At 69.3% G+C, this 19,837-nt stretch carries 19 protein-coding genes; 8 read left to right on the top strand and 11 right to left on the bottom strand.

Going from position 1 to position 19,837, the window contains the following annotated elements:
* Window positions 1-7: 7 nt before the first annotated feature.
* The 4 genes from QSJ95_RS25420 to QSJ95_RS25405 all read left to right on the top strand — a co-directional run bounded on the left by QSJ95_RS25420 (window position 8) and on the right by QSJ95_RS25405 (window position 4,280).
* Window positions 8-1,060 carry a sensor histidine kinase gene (locus QSJ95_RS25420; RefSeq protein ID WP_285646188.1) on the top strand — a complete coding sequence of 351 codons (1,053 nt, stop codon included), beginning with the start codon at window positions 8-10 and terminating at the stop codon, window positions 1,058-1,060.
* 111 nt (window positions 1,061-1,171) lie between these two features.
* Entirely contained in the window at window positions 1,172-1,930 is a 759-nt protein-coding gene (gene xopAW / locus QSJ95_RS25415) for an EF-hand domain-containing protein (RefSeq protein WP_285646185.1), read from the top strand.
* Between the two features lie 420 nt (window positions 1,931-2,350).
* Window positions 2,351-2,995, top strand: coding sequence for a FadR/GntR family transcriptional regulator (locus QSJ95_RS25410; RefSeq protein ID WP_043272180.1), 645 nt, complete (start codon window positions 2,351-2,353; stop codon window positions 2,993-2,995).
* Between the two features lie 31 nt (window positions 2,996-3,026).
* Entirely contained in the window at window positions 3,027-4,280 is a 1,254-nt protein-coding gene (locus QSJ95_RS25405; RefSeq protein ID WP_285646181.1) for a CynX/NimT family MFS transporter, read from the top strand.
* 171 nt (window positions 4,281-4,451) lie between these two features.
* On the opposite strand, the gene QSJ95_RS25400 is transcribed toward QSJ95_RS25405, so the two are convergent.
* The 8 genes from QSJ95_RS25400 to QSJ95_RS25365 all read right to left on the bottom strand — a co-directional run bounded on the left by QSJ95_RS25400 (window position 4,452) and on the right by QSJ95_RS25365 (window position 12,283).
* The gene (locus QSJ95_RS25400; protein WP_009618560.1) at window positions 4,452-5,519 is read right to left on the bottom strand and encodes an AI-2E family transporter; all 1,068 of its coding nucleotides are present in this window, start codon (window positions 5,517-5,519) and stop codon (window positions 4,452-4,454) included.
* Window positions 5,520-5,591: 72 nt separating this feature from the next.
* Window positions 5,592-6,404 (bottom strand): DUF4892 domain-containing protein, encoded by an 813-nt coding sequence (locus QSJ95_RS25395; RefSeq protein WP_285646175.1) that lies wholly within the window; start codon window positions 6,402-6,404, stop codon window positions 5,592-5,594.
* A gap of 191 nt (window positions 6,405-6,595) precedes the next feature.
* A complete protein-coding gene (locus tag QSJ95_RS25390) occupies window positions 6,596-7,456 on the bottom strand; it encodes an alpha/beta hydrolase (protein WP_285646173.1) in 861 nt (286 codons plus the stop codon).
* Window positions 7,453-8,265: an alpha/beta fold hydrolase gene (locus QSJ95_RS25385; RefSeq protein ID WP_285646303.1), complete on the bottom strand. Its 813-nt coding sequence runs from the start codon at window positions 8,263-8,265 to the stop codon at window positions 7,453-7,455. Before QSJ95_RS25385 ends, QSJ95_RS25390 begins: the two co-directional genes overlap by 4 nt.
* A 109-nt stretch (window positions 8,266-8,374) precedes the next feature.
* Window positions 8,375-9,016 carry a LysE family translocator gene (locus QSJ95_RS25380; protein ID WP_061562185.1) on the bottom strand — a complete coding sequence of 214 codons (642 nt, stop codon included), beginning with the start codon at window positions 9,014-9,016 and terminating at the stop codon, window positions 8,375-8,377.
* 39 nt (window positions 9,017-9,055) lie between these two features.
* Window positions 9,056-9,859: an AraC family transcriptional regulator gene (locus tag QSJ95_RS25375; RefSeq protein ID WP_285646169.1), complete on the bottom strand. Its 804-nt coding sequence runs from the start codon at window positions 9,857-9,859 to the stop codon at window positions 9,056-9,058.
* Window positions 9,860-10,168: 309 nt separating this feature from the next.
* Window positions 10,169-10,597, bottom strand: a complete 429-nt coding sequence (locus tag QSJ95_RS25370) for a hotdog fold thioesterase (RefSeq protein WP_009618548.1) — start codon at window positions 10,595-10,597, stop codon at window positions 10,169-10,171.
* 18 nt (window positions 10,598-10,615) lie between these two features.
* Entirely contained in the window at window positions 10,616-12,283 is a 1,668-nt protein-coding gene (locus tag QSJ95_RS25365) for an AMP-binding protein (RefSeq protein ID WP_285646166.1), read from the bottom strand.
* Window positions 12,284-12,478: 195 nt separating this feature from the next.
* On the opposite strand from QSJ95_RS25365, the gene QSJ95_RS25360 reads away from it, so the two are divergent.
* Entirely contained in the window at window positions 12,479-12,970 is a 492-nt protein-coding gene (locus tag QSJ95_RS25360) for an MgtC/SapB family protein (RefSeq protein WP_009618545.1), read from the top strand.
* 44 nt (window positions 12,971-13,014) lie between these two features.
* Here the strand turns inward: QSJ95_RS25360 and sixA are convergent, their stop codons facing one another.
* From sixA to QSJ95_RS25345, 3 genes are read right to left on the bottom strand one after another with little or no spacing between them, the layout of a single operon-like run.
* A complete protein-coding gene (gene sixA, locus QSJ95_RS25355; protein ID WP_009618542.1) occupies window positions 13,015-13,479 on the bottom strand; it encodes a phosphohistidine phosphatase SixA in 465 nt (154 codons plus the stop codon).
* Window positions 13,476-13,802 (bottom strand): DUF4389 domain-containing protein, encoded by a 327-nt coding sequence (locus tag QSJ95_RS25350; protein ID WP_371921149.1) that lies wholly within the window; start codon window positions 13,800-13,802, stop codon window positions 13,476-13,478. The genes sixA and QSJ95_RS25350 overlap by 4 nt, the downstream gene beginning before the upstream one ends.
* A 37-nt stretch (window positions 13,803-13,839) precedes the next feature.
* On the bottom strand, window positions 13,840-14,862 hold the full coding sequence (locus tag QSJ95_RS25345) for an NAD(P)H-dependent glycerol-3-phosphate dehydrogenase (RefSeq protein ID WP_009618538.1): 1,023 nt from the start codon (window positions 14,860-14,862) through the stop codon (window positions 13,840-13,842).
* Between the two features lie 197 nt (window positions 14,863-15,059).
* Here QSJ95_RS25345 and QSJ95_RS25340 point away from each other — a divergent pair, with 197 nt between their 5' ends.
* The 3 genes from QSJ95_RS25340 (at window position 15,060) to fabB (ending at window position 18,973) form a co-directional block, all read left to right on the top strand.
* A complete protein-coding gene (locus tag QSJ95_RS25340) occupies window positions 15,060-16,988 on the top strand; it encodes an ATP-binding protein (RefSeq protein WP_285646159.1) in 1,929 nt (642 codons plus the stop codon).
* Between the two features lie 240 nt (window positions 16,989-17,228).
* On the top strand, window positions 17,229-17,744 hold the full coding sequence (gene fabA / locus QSJ95_RS25335) for a 3-hydroxyacyl-[acyl-carrier-protein] dehydratase FabA (RefSeq protein ID WP_009618534.1): 516 nt from the start codon (window positions 17,229-17,231) through the stop codon (window positions 17,742-17,744).
* Between the two features lie 11 nt (window positions 17,745-17,755).
* Window positions 17,756-18,973, top strand: coding sequence for a beta-ketoacyl-ACP synthase I (gene fabB, locus QSJ95_RS25330; RefSeq protein ID WP_009618533.1), 1,218 nt, complete (start codon window positions 17,756-17,758; stop codon window positions 18,971-18,973).
* Window positions 18,974-19,837: the final 864 nt, after the last annotated feature.

The raw sequence follows: 19,837 nt of genomic DNA, 5'->3' as shown, positions 1-19,837 counted from the left end.
AGGCCAGATGAAGAAGCGCTCGCTGCAGCTCGCCGACAGCCTGTTCGCCCGTCTGTTCGGGGTGTTCCTGCTGGCCATCGTGGTCGCGCACCTGCTGGCCTTCGTCTGGTTCAGCCACTTCCGCCATCCCGGACCGCCGCCACCGCCGCCGCCACCGCCCCATGAGCAGTTCGAGGGACACATGGTCGGCCCGCCGCCGCCCCCGCCGCCGCGGCTGCCGTTCTGGAGCATGCCCTTCCTGTTCCAGTTGCTCGCCCTGGTCGGCGCCGCCTGGTTCGGCGCGCGCCTGCTCGCCAGCCCGGTGGAGCGCCTGGGCAATGCCGCGCTGCAGCTGAGCGAGGACCTGGACAGCCCGCCGCTGCCGGAAACCGGGCCGCAGGAGGCGCAGCGCGCGGCACAGGCCTTCAACCGCATGCGCAAGCGCATCCGCGAGCAGGTACAGCAGCGCGGCCGCATGCTGGTGGCGGTGTCCCACGACCTGCGCACGCCGCTGTCGCGCCTGAAGCTGCGTGTGGAGGAGATCGACAACCCGCAGCTGCGCGCGCGCTTCGCCCAGGACCTGGGCGAGATGATCGGCATGCTCGACTCCACCCTGCACTACCTGCACCAGGAGCGCACCAGCGAGGCGCTGCAGTGGTTCGACGTCAACGCCCTGGTCGAATCGCTGGCCGAGGACGCCTGCGAGCACGGCGCCCGCGTCAGCGTCGAAGGCCAGTGCGCGCCGCTGAAGGTGCAGCCGCTGGCCCTGCGCTCGTGCCTGTCGAACCTGCTGGACAACGCCCTGCGCTATGCCGGCGAGGTGCAGCTGATACTGCGCGACAGCGGCCAGCAGGTGGAGATCCTCGTCCGCGACCACGGCCCGGGCATCCCCGCGCAGATGCGCGAACAGGTGTTCGAGCCCTACTTCCGCCTGGAAGGCTCGCGCAACCGCAACTCCGGCGGCGTCGGCCTGGGCCTGGCCATCGCCCGCGAGGCGGCGCGGCGCCACGGCGGCGACCTGCACTTCGAGGAAACCCCCGGCGGCGGCGCCACCGCGGTGCTGCGCCTGCCGCGCGCCTGAGGCTTTGTCGGCCGCCGCATACAAAGCGCACATACCGCCGACAAGGCGCCCATCGAATCTGCCAGGACCGGAACTCCAGTTCCGGACCTATAACCTCATGGAGGCAGTCCGATGATCAGCGGAGTCAGCAGCTACAGCAGCTATTACAGCAGCGCCGCGCTCGCCAGCACCCAGCGCAGCGCCAGCAGCTCCAGCAGCACAACCAGCACCAGCGGCAGCAGCGACAAGGCGCAGAAATTCGCCGCCGACCTGTTCAAGTCCCTCGACAGCGACGGTGACGGCAGCGTCAGCTCCAGCGAGCTGGACAGCGCGCTATCCGCCTCCGGCAGCGACAGCGGCGACATCGACATCGACTCGCTGCTGGCCCAGCTGGACAGCGACGGCAGCGGCGGCATCAGCCAGGACGAACTGAGCAGCGCCCTGCAGCAGGCCCAGGGCGACATGCCGCCGCCCCCGCCGCCGCCCTCCTCCGACCAGGCCGCCAGCGACCTGCTGTCGTCCCTGGACAGCGATGGCGACGGCAGCATCAGCAGCGACGAACTCAGCGCCGCCAGCGCCTCCGGCACCGACAGCAGCAAGCTGTTCAGCGCCCTGGACAGCGACGGCAACGGCAGCATCAGCCAGGACGAACTGAGCAGCGCCCTGCAACAGGCCCAGGGCGACATGCCGCCGCTCCCGCCGCCCGCTTCCGGGGAAACCGACAGCAGCCTGACCAGCAGCACCAGCAGCGACGCATCCAGCACCAACAGCGGCTCGGCCGGCGCCGAAGCCGTGCAGCAGATGCTCGCCATGCTGGCCAGGCACTACCAGGACAGCAGCGCCGCCAGCTACCAGAACACCAGCGGTAGCCTAGTCAATATCGCTGCCTGAGTCTCCTGCCGGCTGCGCCGGGGCGCTTTCGATACCCATCGGGCAATGGCGATGGGTATCGCTTCGCTCAACACCATCCTACGGGTGCCGGGATGCTCCCGTAGGGCACATAACGCCTACGGCGTTATCCGCCGTTTTCATCGGGCACCGGGAGGTTCGGCGTAACCCTGTAGGGGCAGCTGTCTTGCCAACCGCGCCGAGACGCTTTTCGTAGGATGGGTTGAGCTTGCGATACCCATCGGACCATGGTGATGGGTATCGCTTCGCTCAACACCATCCTACGGGGTGTTGTGCTTGCCGGACTCCGTCCGCGATTTCGCGCGCAGGGCGCGCTCCTACAGGGGGGCGATCCGCGCCTTGCCAGCCCCCCACCGCTGCAGTAGCCTGTCCGGCCTAATCATCCGATGATTGGATGTCTATATGGCCAATCCCCTCAAGCGCTCCCTGGTCGACATCGCCCTGGAGCAGATCCGCCAGCGCATCGACAGCGGCGCCTGGGCCCTCGGCCAGCGCCTGCCGCCGGAACCGGAGCTGGCGGAAATCCTCGGCATGAGCCGCAACACCGTGCGCGAGGCGGTGCGCGTGCTGACCTTCTCCGGCGTGCTGGAAGTGCGCCAGGGCGACGGCACCTACGTGCGCGCCTGCGCCGACCCGCTGGACACCATGCTGGCCCTGGCCCGCGGCTCCATCGAACAGGCCCTGGAAGCGCGCGGGGTGATCGAGGTCGAGGCCGCGCGCCTGGCCGCCCTGCGCCGCAGCGACGCCGACCTGGCCGCCCTGCGCCAGGCCCTGGCGCTCAGCGCGCAGCACTTCGGCGGCGACCTTCAGGCCTACGTCGAGCACGACCTGGCCTTCCACCAGCGCGTGGTGGACAGCGCCCACAACCCGCTGCTGAGCGAGCTGTACCGCTACTTCTCCCAGGTCATCCGCGCCGGCCTGCAACACACCATCAGCGAACCCGGCCGCCCGCAGCCGGCCTTCGAGCTGCACCGGCAACTGCTGGACGCCCTGGAGCGCCAGGACGCCGAGGCGGCCGCGGCCGCCAACCGCGCGCTGCTGATCTGACTTCCCTTCCCACTGCCTTGCGATCGCCACCATGTCCCGACAACAACACCACGCCGACGAACTGCTGATCGACGCCGAGATCGACGAAGCCCCCGCCCCTACACCCGCACCGGTGCGGCCCTGGCTGCTGTTGCTCGGCCTGGTGCTGGTGGCGCTGAACCTGCGCCCGGCGCTGTCGAGCCTGGCGCCGCTGCTGAACACCGTGCGCGAGCACACCGGCCTGTCAGCCGCAGCCGCTGGCCTGCTGACCACCCTGCCGGTGCTCTGCCTGGGCCTGTTCGCTCCGCTGGCGCCCCGCCTGGCACGGCGCCTGGGGGCCGAGCGGGCGGTGCTGGCGATCCTCCTGCTGCTGGCCGCCGGCATCGTCCTGCGCAGCCTGTTCCCGGTGGCCGGGCTGTTCCTCGGCAGCCTGGTGGCCGGCGCCAGCATCGGCATCATCGGCGTGCTGCTGCCGGGCATCGTCAAGCGCGACTTCCCGCACATCGCCGGGATCATGACCGGCGTCTACACCATGGCCCTGTGCCTGGGCGCGGCCCTGGCCGCCGGGGCCAGCGTGCCCCTGGCCGAACTGTTCGGCGGCAGCTGGCAGCCGGCCCTGGCCGCCTGGGCCCTGCCGGCGGTGCTCGCCGCGCTGGTCTGGCTGCCGCAGACGCGCCAGGCCCAGCACGCCCACCGCCAGGCCTTCCAGGTCCGCGGCCTGTGGCGCGACCCGCTGGCCTGGCAGGTGACCCTGTACATGGGCCTGCAGTCGTCGCTGGCCTACATCGTGTTCGGCTGGCTGCCGTCGATCCTCATCGACCGCGGCCTGAGCCCGACGGCCGCCGGGCTGATGATGTCCGGCTCGGTGATGGTGCAACTGCTCAGCGCGCTGGGCGCGCCCTGGCTCGGCACCCGCGGGCGCGACCAGCGCCTGGTGGTGTTCCTGGTCCTGGCGCTGACCCTCGCCGGCCTGCTCGGCCTGCTCTACGCGCCCGGCGGCAGCCTGTGGCTGTGGGCGGTGGTGCTCGGCCTGGGCCAGGGCGGCACCTTCAGCATCGGCCTGGCGCTGATCGTGCTGCGCTCGCCCGACGCCCACGTCGCCTCGCACCTGTCCGGCATGGCTCAGGGCGTGGGCTACACCCTGGCGGCCCTGGGGCCCTTCCTGGTCGGCCTGGTGCACGATCTGAGCGACGGCTGGAATGCGGTGGGCGTCATCTTCATCGTCATCAGCCTGGGCGCGCTGGTGGCCGGCCTGGGTGCCGGCCGCGACCGCCTGGTCGGCGTGCGCAGCGAGGCGCTTTCGTAGGGCTTCGCTGCATGGGCCAACGGCGTATAACCGCGAACGGTTATACGTCCTACGGCTCCAGGGAAGCACGGTCGTAGGATGGGTTGAGCCTGCGAAACCCATGCTGCCGTGGCGATGGGTATCGCTTCGCTCAACGCCATCCTACGACGGGCGATAACCGAAGATTCCGGCCTAGGGCGCCTTGTCCCCCGGGCCGCCCGGCGGCAGGGTGCCGCGCTTGGGGCTCTCGATCCAGTCGTTGACCAGGTTGTAGACCACTGCCAGCAGCACCGGGCCGAGGAACAGGCCGATGAAGCCGAAGCTGAGCAGCCCGCCGAGCACGCCGAGCAGCACCACCACCAGCGGCAGGTTGCCGCCGCGGCTGATCAGGTAGGGCTTGAGGATGTTGTCCACGCCGCTGATGACGAAGAAGCCCCAGATGCCCAGGAACACCCCGTAGCCGTACTCGCCCTGGAAGAACAGCCAGACGGTGGCCGGCCCCCAGACCAGCGGCGGGACCATCAGCAGGCTGCAGACGAAGGTCAGCAGGCCGAGCAGGATCGGGCCGGGCACCCCGGCGATGCTGAAGCCGATGAAAGCCAGCACTGCCTGGGCCGCCGCGGTGCCGATCACGCCGTTGACCACCCGCTGCACGGTGCCGGCGATGAGCTCCATGTAGTGCTCGGCGCGCGGGCCGATCAGGCGCTCCAGCATCTGGTAGGCGAAGGCTTCCAGGCGCTTGCCGTCGCGGTAGAAGAAGAAGATCAGCACCAGGCTCAGGACCAGCTCGAAGATGCCCCCGGCCAGCTTGGCCGAACGCGCCAGCAGCCAGTTGCCGACCTCGCCCATGTAGGGCTTGAGCGCGGAGAAGATGGCCACCCCCTGCTGGTCGATGGAGTACCACCAGCCGATCAGCCGGTCGCCGATCAGCGGGGTGCGCGCCAGCCAGCTCGGCGGCGGCGGCAGGCCGGAGACCTGCAGGTTCTTCACCAGCTCGACGCCGGCGCGCAGCTTGTCCGCCAGGCCGAAGCCCAGGCCCAGCAGCGGCAGCGCCACCACGATGATCCAGAAGGCGGTCAGCACGCCCGCCGCCAGGGCCTCGCGGCCGCCCAGCAGGCGCGTCAGCAGGCGCATCAGCGGCCAGCTGGCGAAGGCCAGCACGGCGGCCCAGAACAGCGCCGTCCAGAACGGCGCCAGCACCCACAGGGTGGCGACCAGCAGGACCACCAGGAGGATGCGCAACAGCAGGTTATCGAACATCGGGGCCGGACTCCTTCTCGGTACGGCGACGGCAGCCGGGCACAGGGCGCGCCCAGCTTCAGCGTAGGCGAATCAGCGCAGCCAGGTCAGGTGCAGCCCGTCCCCTTCGCCGCTGCCCAGCTCCAGGCGGGCATCGCGCACGCCCTGGCCGGCCAGGGCGCTGCGCCAGTCGGCGGCGTGGGCGCCGGCCAGCTCGACGCGCACGCCGGTGTCCTGGCGCAGGGTGCGCACCAACAGGTCGAGCCAGGCGCCGCCGGGCTCGGCGGGCACGTGGCTGAGGGTCAGCTCGCCGTTGGCCTTGAGCAGGCGCATCAGGGTCGCGGCGCTGGGCAGCAGTTCGCCCAGGGCGCTGCCGGCGTCCAGTTGCTCGGCGTGCAGGTAGGCGCGGCGGTTGCCGCGGGTGATGGCGTAGACCGCCAGCAGGCTGTCCTGCTGCGGCGCGGCCAGGCGCACCAACAGGTAGGCCTGCTGGTCGTCCGGGCCGTAGAGGCTGGATTTGCCGAACACCGCGTTGGCCAGCAGGCTGCTGGAGCCGCAGTCGCGGCCCTCGCACCAGAACAGCGGGGTGGCGTCGGCCTTGAGCAGGTCCTTGCGCGCGGCGGCGAAGACGCTGGCGCTGGAGTCCTCGTCGGGCAGGCGGTAGGTCAGCGCGGTGAGCTGGCCGAGGGCGCGCGCCTCGCCTTCCATGCGCAGGCGCCCGCTGATGCGGCTGATCGGCCCCAGCGGATAGACGCGCTCGGTGGCGGGGGCGCTGGTGAAATCAACGATCTCCGCCCTCGGGAAGCGGGGCAGCGCGTCAAGGTCGTGGCTGTCGGGAACGTCGGCGGCGAAGACGCTGGCCGCGAGCAGCGAGCCCACCAGGGGCAGCAGGGAAAGGCGAGGCATGTCAGGCGTCGCACCTCCGTTGCGCACGCCGCGGGGCATGCGCGCCCGGGCCGCTGGAGTCCTTGGGGCCGCCCGGCATGGCGGTGGCGAAGAGCTGAATCATGCAGAATCTCCCGACTGCGATCCATGCAGCGTCGTGGCAAGCCCCGCTTTAGTCAAGCGGGGTGCGGCAACGGGGTGTTTCCCCGCGCCTACGCGCCCAGGAACGGCTGGAAGATCGTCGCCACCGCCTGCGCACCGGCTTCGTCGTCCAGGTGCAGGTGATGGCCGCCGGGCAGCTCGTGGACGTCGAAGGGGCGCCCGTCGATCAGCTTGCGGATGCCCGGCTCGGCGGCGAGCATGCCGCCCTGGGCCAATACCAGGCTGACCGGGCACTGCACGGCCTGGACGAAGCTCGCGGCGTGGGCGCGGGTGAAGCGCAGCGGCGAAGGCAGGGTCAGGCGCGCATCGCTGCGCCAGGTGAAACCGCCGGGCACCGGCATCAGGCCGCGCCGGGCCAGCAGTTCGGCGGCTTCGCGGCTGACCGCGCCGACACCCTTCATGCGTGCCTCCACCGCGCGGTCGATGGCTTCGTACACCGGCTTGCGCTTGTTCGGCAGCGCCAGTTGCGCCTTCAGCGCCTCGCCCAGCTTGGCCGGCGCGCTGTCGGCCTCGCCGGTGTAGGGCACCAGGCCGTCGATCAGCGCCAGGCGCTCGATGCGCTCGGGCATGGCGCCGGCCAGCAGCACCGAGACGATGGCGCCCATGGAATGCCCGAGCAGCGAGAAGCGCTCCCAGCCCAGTTGCTCGGCCACCGCCAGCACGTCGTAGGCGTAGTCCCACAGCAGGTAGCTGGCCCCGGGAGCGCGGTGCGCCGAGTGGCCGTGGCCGGCGAAGTCCAGGGCGACGATGCGCAACCCGTCCAGCTTCGGCGCCAGGCGCGCGAAGCTCATGGCGTTGTCCAGCCAGCCGTGCAGGGCCAGCACCGGCTTGCCGTCCTCCGGGCCGAACAGGTGCGCGGCCAGTTCGATGTGCGGAAGGTTCAGGCGGATCTCTTCGACCTGGGCGCTCATGGGCTGGAATTCTCCTGTTCGGCGCGGCGCTGCCAGCGCTCGACGACCTGCTTGATCAGTTCGGCGGTGTCGCGCGGGCGCTCCAGCGGGAACATGTGCCCACCGGGCAGCGACAGGGCTTCGCCCTGCGGCGCCAGGCGCACCGCGCGGGCATGGTGCGGCAGCACCACCCGGCTGTGGCGGCCGCGCACCAGCGCCAGCGGCACCGCCAGGCGCCGCGGGCTGCCCGGCGCGGCATGGGGCACGTTGCGGTAGATGCTGATTTCGGTGGCCGGGTCGAACTTCAGGCGCAGGCCCTGGCCGCTCGCGGCCAGGCCGTGGCGCACGTAGTCCGCCAGGCAGTCCGGGTCGAAACGGCGGAACAGCGACTTGCCGCCGAAGTAGCGCAGCGCCTCGTCGAAGTCGGCAAACGCCTCGCGCCGCCCCAGGGTGCGCCCGGCCGGGGTGATGCGGTCGATGAAGCCGAAGCGCTTGGCGGCGCGGATCACCCACTGGTCGGCGAAGGTCAGGGTCGGCGAGTCGAGCATCAGCACGCCGCGGTACAGCTCCGGGCGGCGCAGCGCGGCATGGTAGTGCAGCAGACCGCCGAGGGAATGGCCGACGCCCCACACCGGCGCGCCCTGGGCCTCCAGGTGGAACAGCAGTTCGTCCACCAGGTTCGCCCAGTTGGCGTTCACCGGGAAGCGCGGGTCGTGGCCGTGCATGTCCAGGTGGCGCACCTCGAATTCCGGCGCCAGAGCCTGGAACAGCTTGCCGTAGGTGGCCGAGGGGAAGCCGTTGGCGTGGGCGAAGAAGATCGCGTGGGACATGCCGGTGACCGCAGTGCTGATGACTGCGGAATTCTCCCCCAGGCCATGGCTGGCCACAATGGCCGGGCCCACCGCCGGCCAGGGCACTCCGGCCAAAAGCCAGGGCGCCTCAGAACTGCCGCGCCAGGCTGAGCGCGATGCCGCCGGCCACCAGCAGGAACACCAGGCCGCAGGCGCCGTCGATGACCGGCACCGCGCGCAGCAGGCGCTGCTGCAGCGCCGGGCGGGTGAGGGTCACGCTGAGCAGGCTGAACCAGGCGAAGCCGGTGCAGAACAGCATGGCCGCCACCGCCAGCTTGCCGGGCACGGACATGTCCAGCGGGATCAGGCTGCTGAGCAGGGCGAGGAAGAACACCAGCGCCTTGGGATTGAACAGGTTGGTCGCCAGCCCGCGCAGCCAGGGCCCCAGCGGCGAGGCCGGCAGCTCGCCGTCCAGGCGCCCTGCCCCGCCGGCGCCACGCCGCGACCAGGCGCGCAACGCGCCGATGCCGAGCCAGCCCAGGTAGAGCGCGCCGGCTCCCTGCAGCAGGCCGAACAGCACCGGCGAATGGCGCAGCAGTAGCGACACGCCGGTCAGCACCAGGGTGCCGTGGACCAGGATGCCGCAGGCCAGGCCCAGGGCGCTGAGCACGCCGGCGCGGCGCCCCTGGTGCAAAGCGGTGCGCACCACCAGGGCGACATCCGGGCCCGGGCTGACCAGGGCGACGGCGAATACGGCGGTGAGCGTCAGCAAGACGCGGGCCTCCTGCATGGCGGGATTCTCCAGGGGAAAGTGAGTATCGGGGTGGGATCAGGGTTGGCGCAGGCGCGCCGGCGGCAGTCCGTAGGTGCGGCGGAACAGGCGGCTGAAGTGCGCCTGGTCGTAGAAACCCAGGCTCAGCGCCACCTCGCTCAGCGGCTGGCCGGCGAGCACCCGCGGCAGGGCCCGCTCCAGGCGCAGCTGGGTCAGCCACTGGTGCGGCGGCAGCCCGCAGTGGTTGCGGAAGCGCCGCAGTACCTGCCAGGGGCTGAGGTCGCAGAAGGCCGCCAGCTCGTCCAGCGTCGGCGGGCTCTCCAGACGCGATTCCAGCCAGTCGCGCAGGCGCCGCCAGGTCGCGGCGTCGAAGCCCTGGCGCGGCTCGCGGATGCGCAGGCTGGAGGCATGCCCGAGCAGCGTGGCCAGGCCCTGCCAGAGCCGGCCTTCCTGTTCCAGGCGCTCGCCACCGGCCAGCACCTGGTGCAGACCGTGCAGTTGCTGCCGCAGCTGTTCGTCGCGCAGCTGGCTGGCCAGCAGCCGCGGCGTACCCTGGCGGCCATCGCTGAGGCTGCGCGCGGCCTGCTCCAACCACTGCGGCTCGATGGACAGCACGCGGATGCGGTAGCCGCCGTCGCCCTCGCTGGCGCCGTCGTGGATGCTTTCCGGGCTCATCAGCAGGATGTCGCCGCCACCGGCCAGGCAGCGTTCGCCGGCGTGCACGTAGCGCTGGCGACCGTCGAGCATCAGCCCGATGTGGTAGTCCAGGTGAAAGTGCCGGGGGAAGGCGAAACGGTGGTACTCGGCGTCGATGTAGCGCACGCCGGGCAGCCCGCTGCGGTGGTGTTCGATGCGTTCCATGGGCCTACTCTAGCGCCCGGGCGCCGGCAGGTCTTGGATAAAATTGCGCGGCCGGAGCGCCCCATGGACGCGAATCGCGGACGGACCCTCTCGCGGGCACGGCTTCTCGTAGGATGGGTTGAGCGAAGCGATACCCATCACCACGGCAGCATGGGTTTCGCAGGCTCAACCCATCCTACGAAGAACACTTCGGCGCAGCCTGTAAGACAGTTGCTCCTATACCGCCCCAAACGCGCCATTCCCCTGTAGGAGCGCGCCCTGCGCGCGAAATCGCGGGCAGGGCCCGCTCCTACAGGTCTTGCGTATCGCCTAGCGCTCCAGCGGCACTATGGCCATGGTCAGCCGCGAGATGCAGCTGGGCTTGCCGTCGTCGCCATGCAGGCGGATTTCCCAGACGTGGGTGGAGCGGCCGAGGTGCACCGCCTTCGCCACCGCCGTCACCCGCCCGCTGCGCAGGCCGCGCAGGTGGTTGGCGTTCACCTCCAGGCCCACGCAGTAGTACTTGCTGGTGTCGATACACAGGTAGCTGGCGGTGGAACCGACGGTCTCCGCCAGCACCACCGAGGCGCCGCCGTGCAGCAAGCCATAGGGCTGGTGGGTGCGCGCATCCACCACCATGCTGGCGGTCAGCGAGTCGTCGTCCACCGCCTCGAAGCGGATGTCCAGGACCTCGCCTATGGTCTTCTTCAGGTTGGCGTTGAGCGCCTCCAGGTCAGGCGTAGTGCGCCACTGGCTCATGCATTCACTCCCGGCAGTTCAGTCATGCCACTGCACCGCCTCGCGGCGCTCGGCCCATTCGTTGAAACGCGCGCCATAGGTGGATTCCACCACGTTGCGCTTGATCTTCAGGGTAGGCGTGAGGAAGCCGTTGTCCACGCTCCACACGTCCCTCACCAGCACCAGCCCGGCCAGGCGCTCGTGCTTGTCCAGCTCGCCGTTGACCTCCTCCACCAGCTGCCGCAGGCTCTCTTCCAGCTGCGAGCGCGAGCCGTTGGCGGCCTCCTGGCGGCCGACCTCGGACAGCACGCACAACCCCAGCGGCGCCACCAGGCCGTCGCCGACCACGCAGATCTGCTCGATGCGCGAATGCACCGCCAGGCGGTTCTCGATGGGCGCCGGGGCGACGTACTTGCCCTTGCCGGTCTTGAAGATTTCCTTGAGCCGGCCGGTCAGGCGCAGGTTGCTGTCGGCGTCCTGCTCGCCCTTGTCGCCGGTGCGCAGGTAGCCGTCCTCGGTGAGGGTCTCGGCGGTGCGCTCGGGGTCCTTGTAGTAGCCGAGCATGGTTGCGCCGCTGCGCACCTGCACCTCGCCCTCGTCGCTGATACGCACTTCCACCCCGGGACTGGACTGGCCGATCCAGCCTTCGCGCTGCCTGCCCGGGCGGCACACGTGGGAGTAGCCGCAGTTCTCGGTCATGCCGTAGACCTCCAGCACACTCAGGCCCAGGCGCCTGTACCAGTCGAGCAATGCCGGCGGCACCGGCGCCGCGCCGCACAGGGCGTAGCGCACCGCGTCCAGGCCCAGGCCGGCGAGTACCTTGCGCCCGACCAGGCGGCCGACGATGGGCAGACGCAGCAGGCGGTCGAGCTTCTGCGCCGGCATCTGCGCGTAGACGCCCATCTGGAACTTGGTCCAGATCCGCGGCACGCCGAAGAACACCGTGGGCCGCGCGCGGCGCATGTCGGCGATGAAGGTGTCCAGGCTGTCGGCGAAGAAGATCGTCTGCCCGGCGTAGATCGAGGCCATCTCCACGAACATCCGCTCGGCTACGTGGCACAGCGGCAGGTAGGACAGCAGGCGGTCCTCCTCGCCGACGCCGAACAGTTGCATGGCGTGGCTGGCGGCGAAGTCGAAGTTGGCGTAGGAATGCATCACGCCCTTGGGCGTGCCCGTGGTGCCGGAGGTATAGATGATGGTGGCGAGGCTGGCGGGATCCGGCAGCGGCACCTCCTGCAGCGGCTCGCAGGCCTGCAGGTCGTCCCAGCTATGGTCGAAGCGCCCTGCCGGATGCAGCGGCAGGGATACGCTGAGCACTTCGGCCGGCAGCCCGGGCGCCATCGCCGGCCAGTCGTCGAGCTTGCCGACGAAGGCAACCGCGGCTTCGGAGTGGCTCAGCACCTGGCGCGCCGATTCGGCGGTGAGGTTCGGGTACAGCGGCACCGAGACGTGCCCGGCCATCCAGATGGCGACGTCGGCGATGATCCAGTGCGCGCAGTTCTTCGAGATGATCGCCACGCGGCTGCCCGGCGGCAGTTGCAGGCTGCGCAGCCAGGCGGCTGCACGCCGCGCCTGGTCACCGGCCTCGCCCCAGGTGAGGCTCTGCACCTGACCGCCCGGCAACGGCTGGACCAGGTAGCGCTTGTCCGGATGACGCGCCTCGCGTTGCAGGAATTGCTCGAGCGGAGAACGAATTTCAGTGACCACATGCCCCTCCTTTTTTGTTGTTCTAGAGGTGTAGCGATAGATCAACCAAGCACTTGCTTGGTCGAATATTCCATGCGTCCTACAGACTGGCAAGAAGGGATATGTGAACTTTTGTAGGGAGATGCTTCAGCAGCGCATGGCGCGTCCGACGGCGAACTGCTAAAAGCAGCGGCAGGCCCCTGTGGAAAGCTGCCCATGCCGTTCATCACCGACAGCGCGCTGGCCGAGTTGCCGCTGCTATTCAACCTACTCTGCGCCACCCTGTTCGGCGGTCTGATCGGCCTCAACCGCCAGTTGCACCACCGCCCCGCCGGGCTGCGCACCCACGCCCTCACTGCGCTGGCCGCGGCGCTGGCGATCACGGTGATCCAGCAGTTGCAGCCGGCCACCGCGGATGCCGCCAGCCGCGTGGCCCAGGGCGTGCTCACCGGCATCGGTTTCATCGGCGCGGGGGTCATCGTCCACCACGAGCGTCGCTACCGCGTCGAGGGGCTGACCACCGCCGCGACCATCTGGGTCTCGTCGATGCTCGGCTTGGCCTGCGGCACCGGGCACGTGCTGACCGCCGCCGTCGGCCTGGCGCTGACCTTGCTGATCCTGGTGCTGGGCAACCGCCTGGAACAGCGCCTGGCCGGACGCGGGCCGAACGACGACGTCAGCCTGACGGACGACGACAAGCCGAATTGACCCGCAGAAACGCCAAGGCCCCGCGAGGGGCCCTGGCGGAACCGTCAGCCGCGTCCGGGATGGTAGAGGGAAACCAGCGTCATCAACCCCGCCAGCGGCCCCTCGCCTTCCAGCTCGGCCAGGGAGGCGGTGGCCATCGGCAGCGCCTCGTCGCGGCTGCCGTGCACCAGCAGCCCGCCCAGGGAGCCGAGCAGCGGCTGGTGGCTGACCAGCAGCAGGTTGCGCTCGCTGCGGTTGTCGAGGAAGCGCAGCACGTCGCGCGGGTCGTCGTCCGGCGTCAGCCAGGGCGCGGTGCCCACCGCGCCGTCGAAGCCCAGCGCCTCGCGCACCAGTTCGGCGGTCTGCTGGGCGCGCACGTAGGGGCTGGCCAGGATGCCATCCAGCGGGTGGCCGGCCAGGTGCCCGGCGCTCTGCAGCACTTCCTTGCGGCCATGGGCGGTCAGCTCCCGCTCGGCGTCGCGGCGGGCCTGGGGCTCGGCCTGGCCGTGGCGCAGCAGCCAGATCCTCACAACTTCGGCTCCTCGTCGCGCACCGGGTGCGGCGCCGGCGGCACGGCATGGGCGGCCTCGCCCTCGGGGGCGCGGGCGGCCGGCCAGTCGGCGAAGGGCCAGGGCTTCTCGTCGCTGTTGAAGGTGCCGAAGCGGCCGATCTGCGCCAGGTACTGGCTGAGGCTGTCGCCGAAGGCCAGCAGGCTGGCGCTGGGCGCGCCGTAGATGATGCGGTAGACCAGCTGCACCACCACCACGGCGCCGAGCAGCATCTGCGCGACGTACCACACCAGGGCGAACAGCAGCATCCAGAGGATGCGCAGGGCCAGGGATTCCTTGTTCATACGGTCGGCCAAACGATCAGCGGACATGGGTATCTCCTCAGAAGCCACTGGTGGGAATGAAGTCGGTGTCGGTCTTCGGCTCGCCGCTCATCAGCGCCTGGATCACCTGGGCCAGGGTGCGCCCGCCGAAGAGGATGGCGTAGAGCCCGGCGACCAGCGGCATGTAGACGCCCAGCTCGTCGGCCTTGGCCTTGAGCACCTTGAGGGTGTTCACCCCTTCGGCGGTCTCGCCCATGCGGGCGACGGCGTCGTCGAGGCTCAGGCCCTCGCCCAGGGCGAAGCCGACCTGATAGTTGCGGCTTTTCGGTGACGAACAGGTGACGATCAGATCGCCCACCCCGGCCAGGCCGAGGAAGGTCATGGGGTTGGCGCCGAGCTTGACGGCGAAGCGCGTCATCTCCGCCAGGGCGCGGGTGATCAGCATGCCCTTGGTGTTCTCGCCCATGCCCAGGGCCGCGGCCATGCCGGCGATGATGGCGTAGACGTTCTTCAGCGCGCCGCCCAGCTCGACGCCGAAGCGGTCGCCGCTGGCGTAGACGCGGAAGGTGCGGCCGTGCAGCGCTTCCTGCACACGGCTGCAGAGCGCCTCGTCCTCGCTGGCGACCACGGTGGCGGTCAGCTCATGCTCGGCGATCTCGCGGGCCAGGTTCGGCCCGGAAATGACCGCGATGCGCGCGGCCGGGGCGATTTCCTCGAGAATCTGGCTCATCAGCTTGAAGCTCTGCGCCTCGATGCCCTTGGTCAGGCTGACCAGCGACTTGCCCGCCAGTTGCCCGGCGAAGGGCTCCAGCACCTTGCGCAGCGCGCTGGAGGGCACGGCGACGAAGATGAGTTCGCAATCGTTCAGGGTCGCTGCGAGGTCGGTGACCGGCTCGACGTTCTCGTGGATGCGCACGCCCTTGAGGTAGCGCGGGTTCTCGCGCAGGGCGCGGATGCTCGCGGCCTGCTCCTCGTCGCGCATCCATTGGCGCACGCGTTGGCCGTTCTCCGCCAGCAGGTTGGCGAAGGCGGTGCCGAAACTGCCGCCGCCCAGCACAGCGATCGGTTGCTGCTCAGTCATGTCACTTCCATCACGGGCCGCACGCGGGCGGCGATTGGGGCATTATAAGGCGCCACCGCCAGGCGGCCAGTGCACATCGCACGCTGGCAAAGCGCCCCGCCTCGTTTAACATCCGTCCCCGTAGAAAACCGAGAACAGGGCCGTTCCGTGCACGCCACGCACCATCGCCAGAATCGACCAGCCGCCGGAGAGGCACGATGACTCCGCGCAAGGGCTGGAACATCCAGAACCGCATGCTCGCCATCAGCCTCGGCCCCGCGCTGCTGCTGACCCTGCTGCTGACCGGCTACTTCACCTATTCGCGCCTGCAGGACCTGCGCCAGGAGCTCAACCACACTGGCCAGCTCATCGCCAACCAGCTCGCCCCGGCAGCGGAGTATGGCGTGCTTTCGGGCAACCTGCCGGTGCTGCAGAGCCTGCTGCGCACCACCCTGGGCACGCCGCACGTCCGCTTCATCGAGGTGCGCAACCGCAATGACGAGATTCTCGTCTACGCCGAGCAGCCGCCCGCCGACAACGGCCAGGTCGCGCCCAAGATCGAGGTGTTCCACGCCGCCATCCAGCGCGAGCACGTCGCCCCCGAGGTGCCGGGCGACGCCGCCACGCTGCGCCACACACCGGGCCGCCAGGACCAGCCGGCCAGCGACGCCGACTACCTGGGGCGCGTGGTGGTGGGCATGGCCAACGACGCCTTCAGCGAACGCCAGCAGGAAATCCTCTTCAAGGCCAGCCTGCTGGCCTTCTTCGCCCTGCTGCTGACGCTGCTGCTGGCCCGCCGCCTGGCGCAGCGCCTGGCGGCGCCGATCAGCACCATGGCCAATGCGGTACAGGCGATTCAGACCGGCGACTACCAGACCAGCCTGCCGGTGCTGGACAATGGCGAGGTCGGCGACCTCGCACGGCACATCAACAACCTGGCGCGCGGCCTGCAGCAGGCCAGCAAGGAACAGGAGCGCACCATCGCCCAGCTGGTGGCGGCCCGCGAGGAGGCCGAGCAGGCCAACCGCAGCAAGTCGGACTTCCTGGCGATGATGAGCCACGAGCTGCGCACGCCGATGAACGGCGTGCTGGGCATGCTGCAACTGCTCGAGACCACCGAACTCAACCACGAGCAGGCCGAATACACGGCGCTGGCCACCGAGTCCACCGAGCACCTGCTCAAGGTCATCAACGACATCCTCGACTTCTCGCGCATCGAGCGCGGCGCCCTGGAGCTGGAGCGCATCCCCTTCAACGTGCTGGAGCTGATCCAGGGCTCGCTGCTGGCCTTCCAGCACAGCGCCCAGCAGCGCGGCCTGACGCTGCGCATGGACGTCCAGCCCGGTCTGGAGCACCTGGAGGTGCGGGGCGACCCGACGCGCCTGCGGCAGATCCTGGTCAACCTGCTGGGCAACGCGCTGAAATTCACCGAGGAAGGCGCCATCCGTCTGGAAGTCCGCTGGCAGGCCCTGGACGACGAAGTGCTGTGGCTGACCTGCGCGGTCAACGACAGCGGCATCGGCATCTCCCCGGAACGCCTGGAGCACATGTTCGAAGCCTTCAAGCAGGCCGACTCTTCCACCTCGCGGCGCTACGGCGGCACCGGCCTGGGCCTGGCCATCGCCCGCACCCTGGCCGAACGCATGGGCGGCACCCTGCAGGCATCCAGCGAGGAAGGCCTGGGCTCGACTTTCACCCTGGAGATTCCCCTGCCCTTCCAGGTGCGCAGCCTGGGCGCGGCCGAACGCGCCCTGCGCGCCTCGGAGCCGGCCACCGGCCAGTCGGTGCTGCTGGTGGAGGACAACCCGGTGAATCAAACGGTCATAGAAGCCATGTTGCGCAGCCTCGGCTATCGCGTCACTCTGGTCGGCGATGGCGCGCAGGCGGTGCGCACGGCAGAACGTAACGAATTCGATGCCATCCTCATGGATTGCCGCCTGCCGCTGCTCAACGGCTACGAGGCCACGCGACAGATTCGCGCACTCCCCGGACGCCAGCAGGTGCCGATCATCGCCCTGACGGCCAATGCCCTGCAGGGCGATCGCGAGCTGTGCCTGGAGTCGGGCATGGACGATTACCTGGCCAAGCCGTTCAAACGCGCCGATCTACAGAAAATTCTGCAGCGCTGGTTGACCTCCGGCCGTTGATCCGCGGGGCCTGTTCGCCCAAACTCGTGGGCCTGCGAGGCTGATCGGCAAAATGCACGCCCAGCTGGAGCAACGAGGCATCGAAAGAAAGTGAACAACCGTTCGCCCGGTGCTGTGACTTTAACCATCAGGCAATAGTCTATGACTAGGCTGCCGCAGGACGCCGCTACAAGAATGAGGCGCGCGGAGCCGCAGGACGACCGATTTCGCCCTGCCGTTCAGGATTTTTGAGGAGCTCGCATGACCAAACAACACGCCTTCACCCGAGAAGACCTGCTGCGCTGCAGCCGCGGCGAGCTCTTCGGCCCGGGTAATGCGCAACTGCCCGCCCCGAACATGCTGATGATCGACCGCATCACCCACATCAGCGACGTTGGCGGCAAGTATGGCAAGGGCGAACTGGTCGCCGAGCTGGACATCAACCCCGACCTCTGGTTCTTCGCCTGCCACTTCGAAGGCGACCCGGTGATGCCGGGCTGCCTGGGCCTGGACGCCATGTGGCAGCTGGTCGGCTTCTACCTCGGCTGGCAGGGCAACCCTGGCCGCGGCCGCGCCCTGGGTTCGGGCGAGGTGAAATTCTTCGGCCAGGTCCTGCCGACCGCCAAGAAAGTCACCTACAACATCCACATCAAGCGCACCATCAACCGTTCGCTGGTCCTGGCCATCGCCGATGGCAGCGTCAGCGTCGATGGCCGCGAAATCTACAGCGCCGAAGGCCTCCGCGTCGGCCTGTTCACCTCCACTGACAGCTTCTAAGGGTAATCCGCATGCGTCGCGTCGTGATCACCGGCCTGGGCATCGTATCCTGCCTGGGCAATGACAAAGACACCGTCTCCGCCAACCTGCGCGCCGGCCGTGCCGGTATCCGCCACAACCAGTCGTACGTCGACATGGGGCTGCGCAGCCACGTCTCCGGCTCGGTGAACCTCAACCTCGAAGAGCTGATCGACCGCAAGGTGTTCCGCTTCATGGGCGACGCCGCGGCCTATGCCTACCTGGCGATGGAACAGGCGATCAAGGACTCCGGCCTGACCGAAGAGCAGATCTCCAACCCGCGCACCGGCCTGATCGCCGGCTCCGGCGGCGCTTCCACCCTGAACCAGATGGAAGCCATCGACACCCTGCGCGAAAAGGGCGTCAAGCGCATCGGCCCATACCGCGTCACCCGCACCATGGGCAGCACCGTTTCCGCCTGCCTGGCCACCCCCTTCCAGATCAAGGGCGTGAACTACTCCATCTCCTCGGCCTGCGCCACCAGCGCGCATTGCATCGGCAATGCCATGGAACAGATCATGATGGGCAAGCAGGACGTGGTCTTCGCCGGCGGCGGTGAAGAAGAGCACTGGAGCCAGAGCTGCCTGTTCGACGCCATGGGCGCCCTCTCCACCCAGTACAACGACACTCCGGAAAAGGCCTCCCGCGCCTACGACGCCAAGCGCGACGGCTTCGTCATCGCCGGCGGTGGCGGCATGGTGGTGGTCGAGGAACTGGAGCATGCGCTCAAGCGCGGCGCCAAGATCTACGCCGAGATCATCGGCTACGGCGCCACCTCCGACGGCTACGACATGGTCGCCCCGAGCGGCGAAGGCGCCATCCGCTGCATGCAGCAGGCGCTGTCCACCGTCGACACCCCGATCGATTACCTGAACACCCACGGCACCTCCACCCCGGTGGGCGACGTGGCGGAAATCCGCGGCATCCGCGAAGTCTTCGGCGACAAGGCCCCGGCCATCAGCTCCACCAAGAGCCTGTCCGGCCACTCCCTGGGCGCCGCCGGCGTGCACGAGGCGATCTACTGCCTGCTGATGATGCAGGGCAACTTCATCGCCGGCTCCGCCAACATCGACGAGCTGGACCCGGAAGTCGCCGACATGCCGATCCTGCGCGAGACCCGCGAGAACGCCAAGCTCGACACCGTGATGAGCAACAGCTTCGGCTTCGGCGGCACCAACGCCACCCTGGTGCTGCGCCGCTTCAACGGCTGATCGTTAGCTCGGTACGGAAAAGGCGCCCTTCGGGGCGCTTTTTTGTTGCCTGTGTTTCTTGGCCGCCGGAGGCCCCGCTGGGGGAAAGCGAAACACGCAGGGCATATAGCCATACGCCGATGGCCCTGGCGCGGGAACTGACGGCCTGCCGGCCGGATCGCGGATGAATCCGCTCCTACGGGGTGCAGCCCCGTAGGATGGCGTTGAGCGAAGCGATACCCATCAGCGCCATGGCTTTCACGGGCCCTGCCCGCGATTCGCGCGCAGGGCGCGCTCCTACAGGGGAACGCCATGGGTGGGGCGGCGTAGGAGCGGATCTCATCCGCGAATCGCGCCGGGACCGCCGGCTATCGCGGACAAGGTCCGCTCCTACGGGTGCAGGACGTACCCTCGTAGGATGGCGTTGAGCGAAGCGATACCCATCAGCGCCATGGCCTTCACGGGCCCTGCCCGCGATTCGCGCGCAGGGCGCGCTCCTACAGGGGGAATGGCGCAGGTGGGGCGGCGTAGGAGCGGATCTCATCCGCGAATCGCGCCGGAACCGCCGGCTATCGCGGACAAGGTACGCTCCGGGTGCAGGACATACCCTCGTAGGATGGCGTTGAGCGAAGCGATACCCATCGCCATGGCCTCGCGGACACGGCGGGGGTGGGGCGGCGTAGGAGCGGATCTTATCCGCGAACCGCGCCGGGACCTCCGGTGATCGCGGACAAGGTCCGCTCCTACAGGGAAATGCGCCGGCTTTCCGCGCCCCAAAAGCAAAACCCCCGACCAGCCAGGCTGATCAGGGGTTTTGGGATAGGTGCTTGACGATGACCTACTCTCACATGGGGAAACCCCACACTACCATCGGCGATGCGTCGT

The organism is Pseudomonas sp. NBRC 100443, assembly GCF_030268185.1.
GTDB lineage: Bacteria > Pseudomonadota > Gammaproteobacteria > Pseudomonadales > Pseudomonadaceae > Pseudomonas > Pseudomonas citronellolis.
The sequence above is the reverse complement of the archived record's forward strand: the minus strand, read 5'-3'. Positions and strand labels throughout refer to the sequence as shown.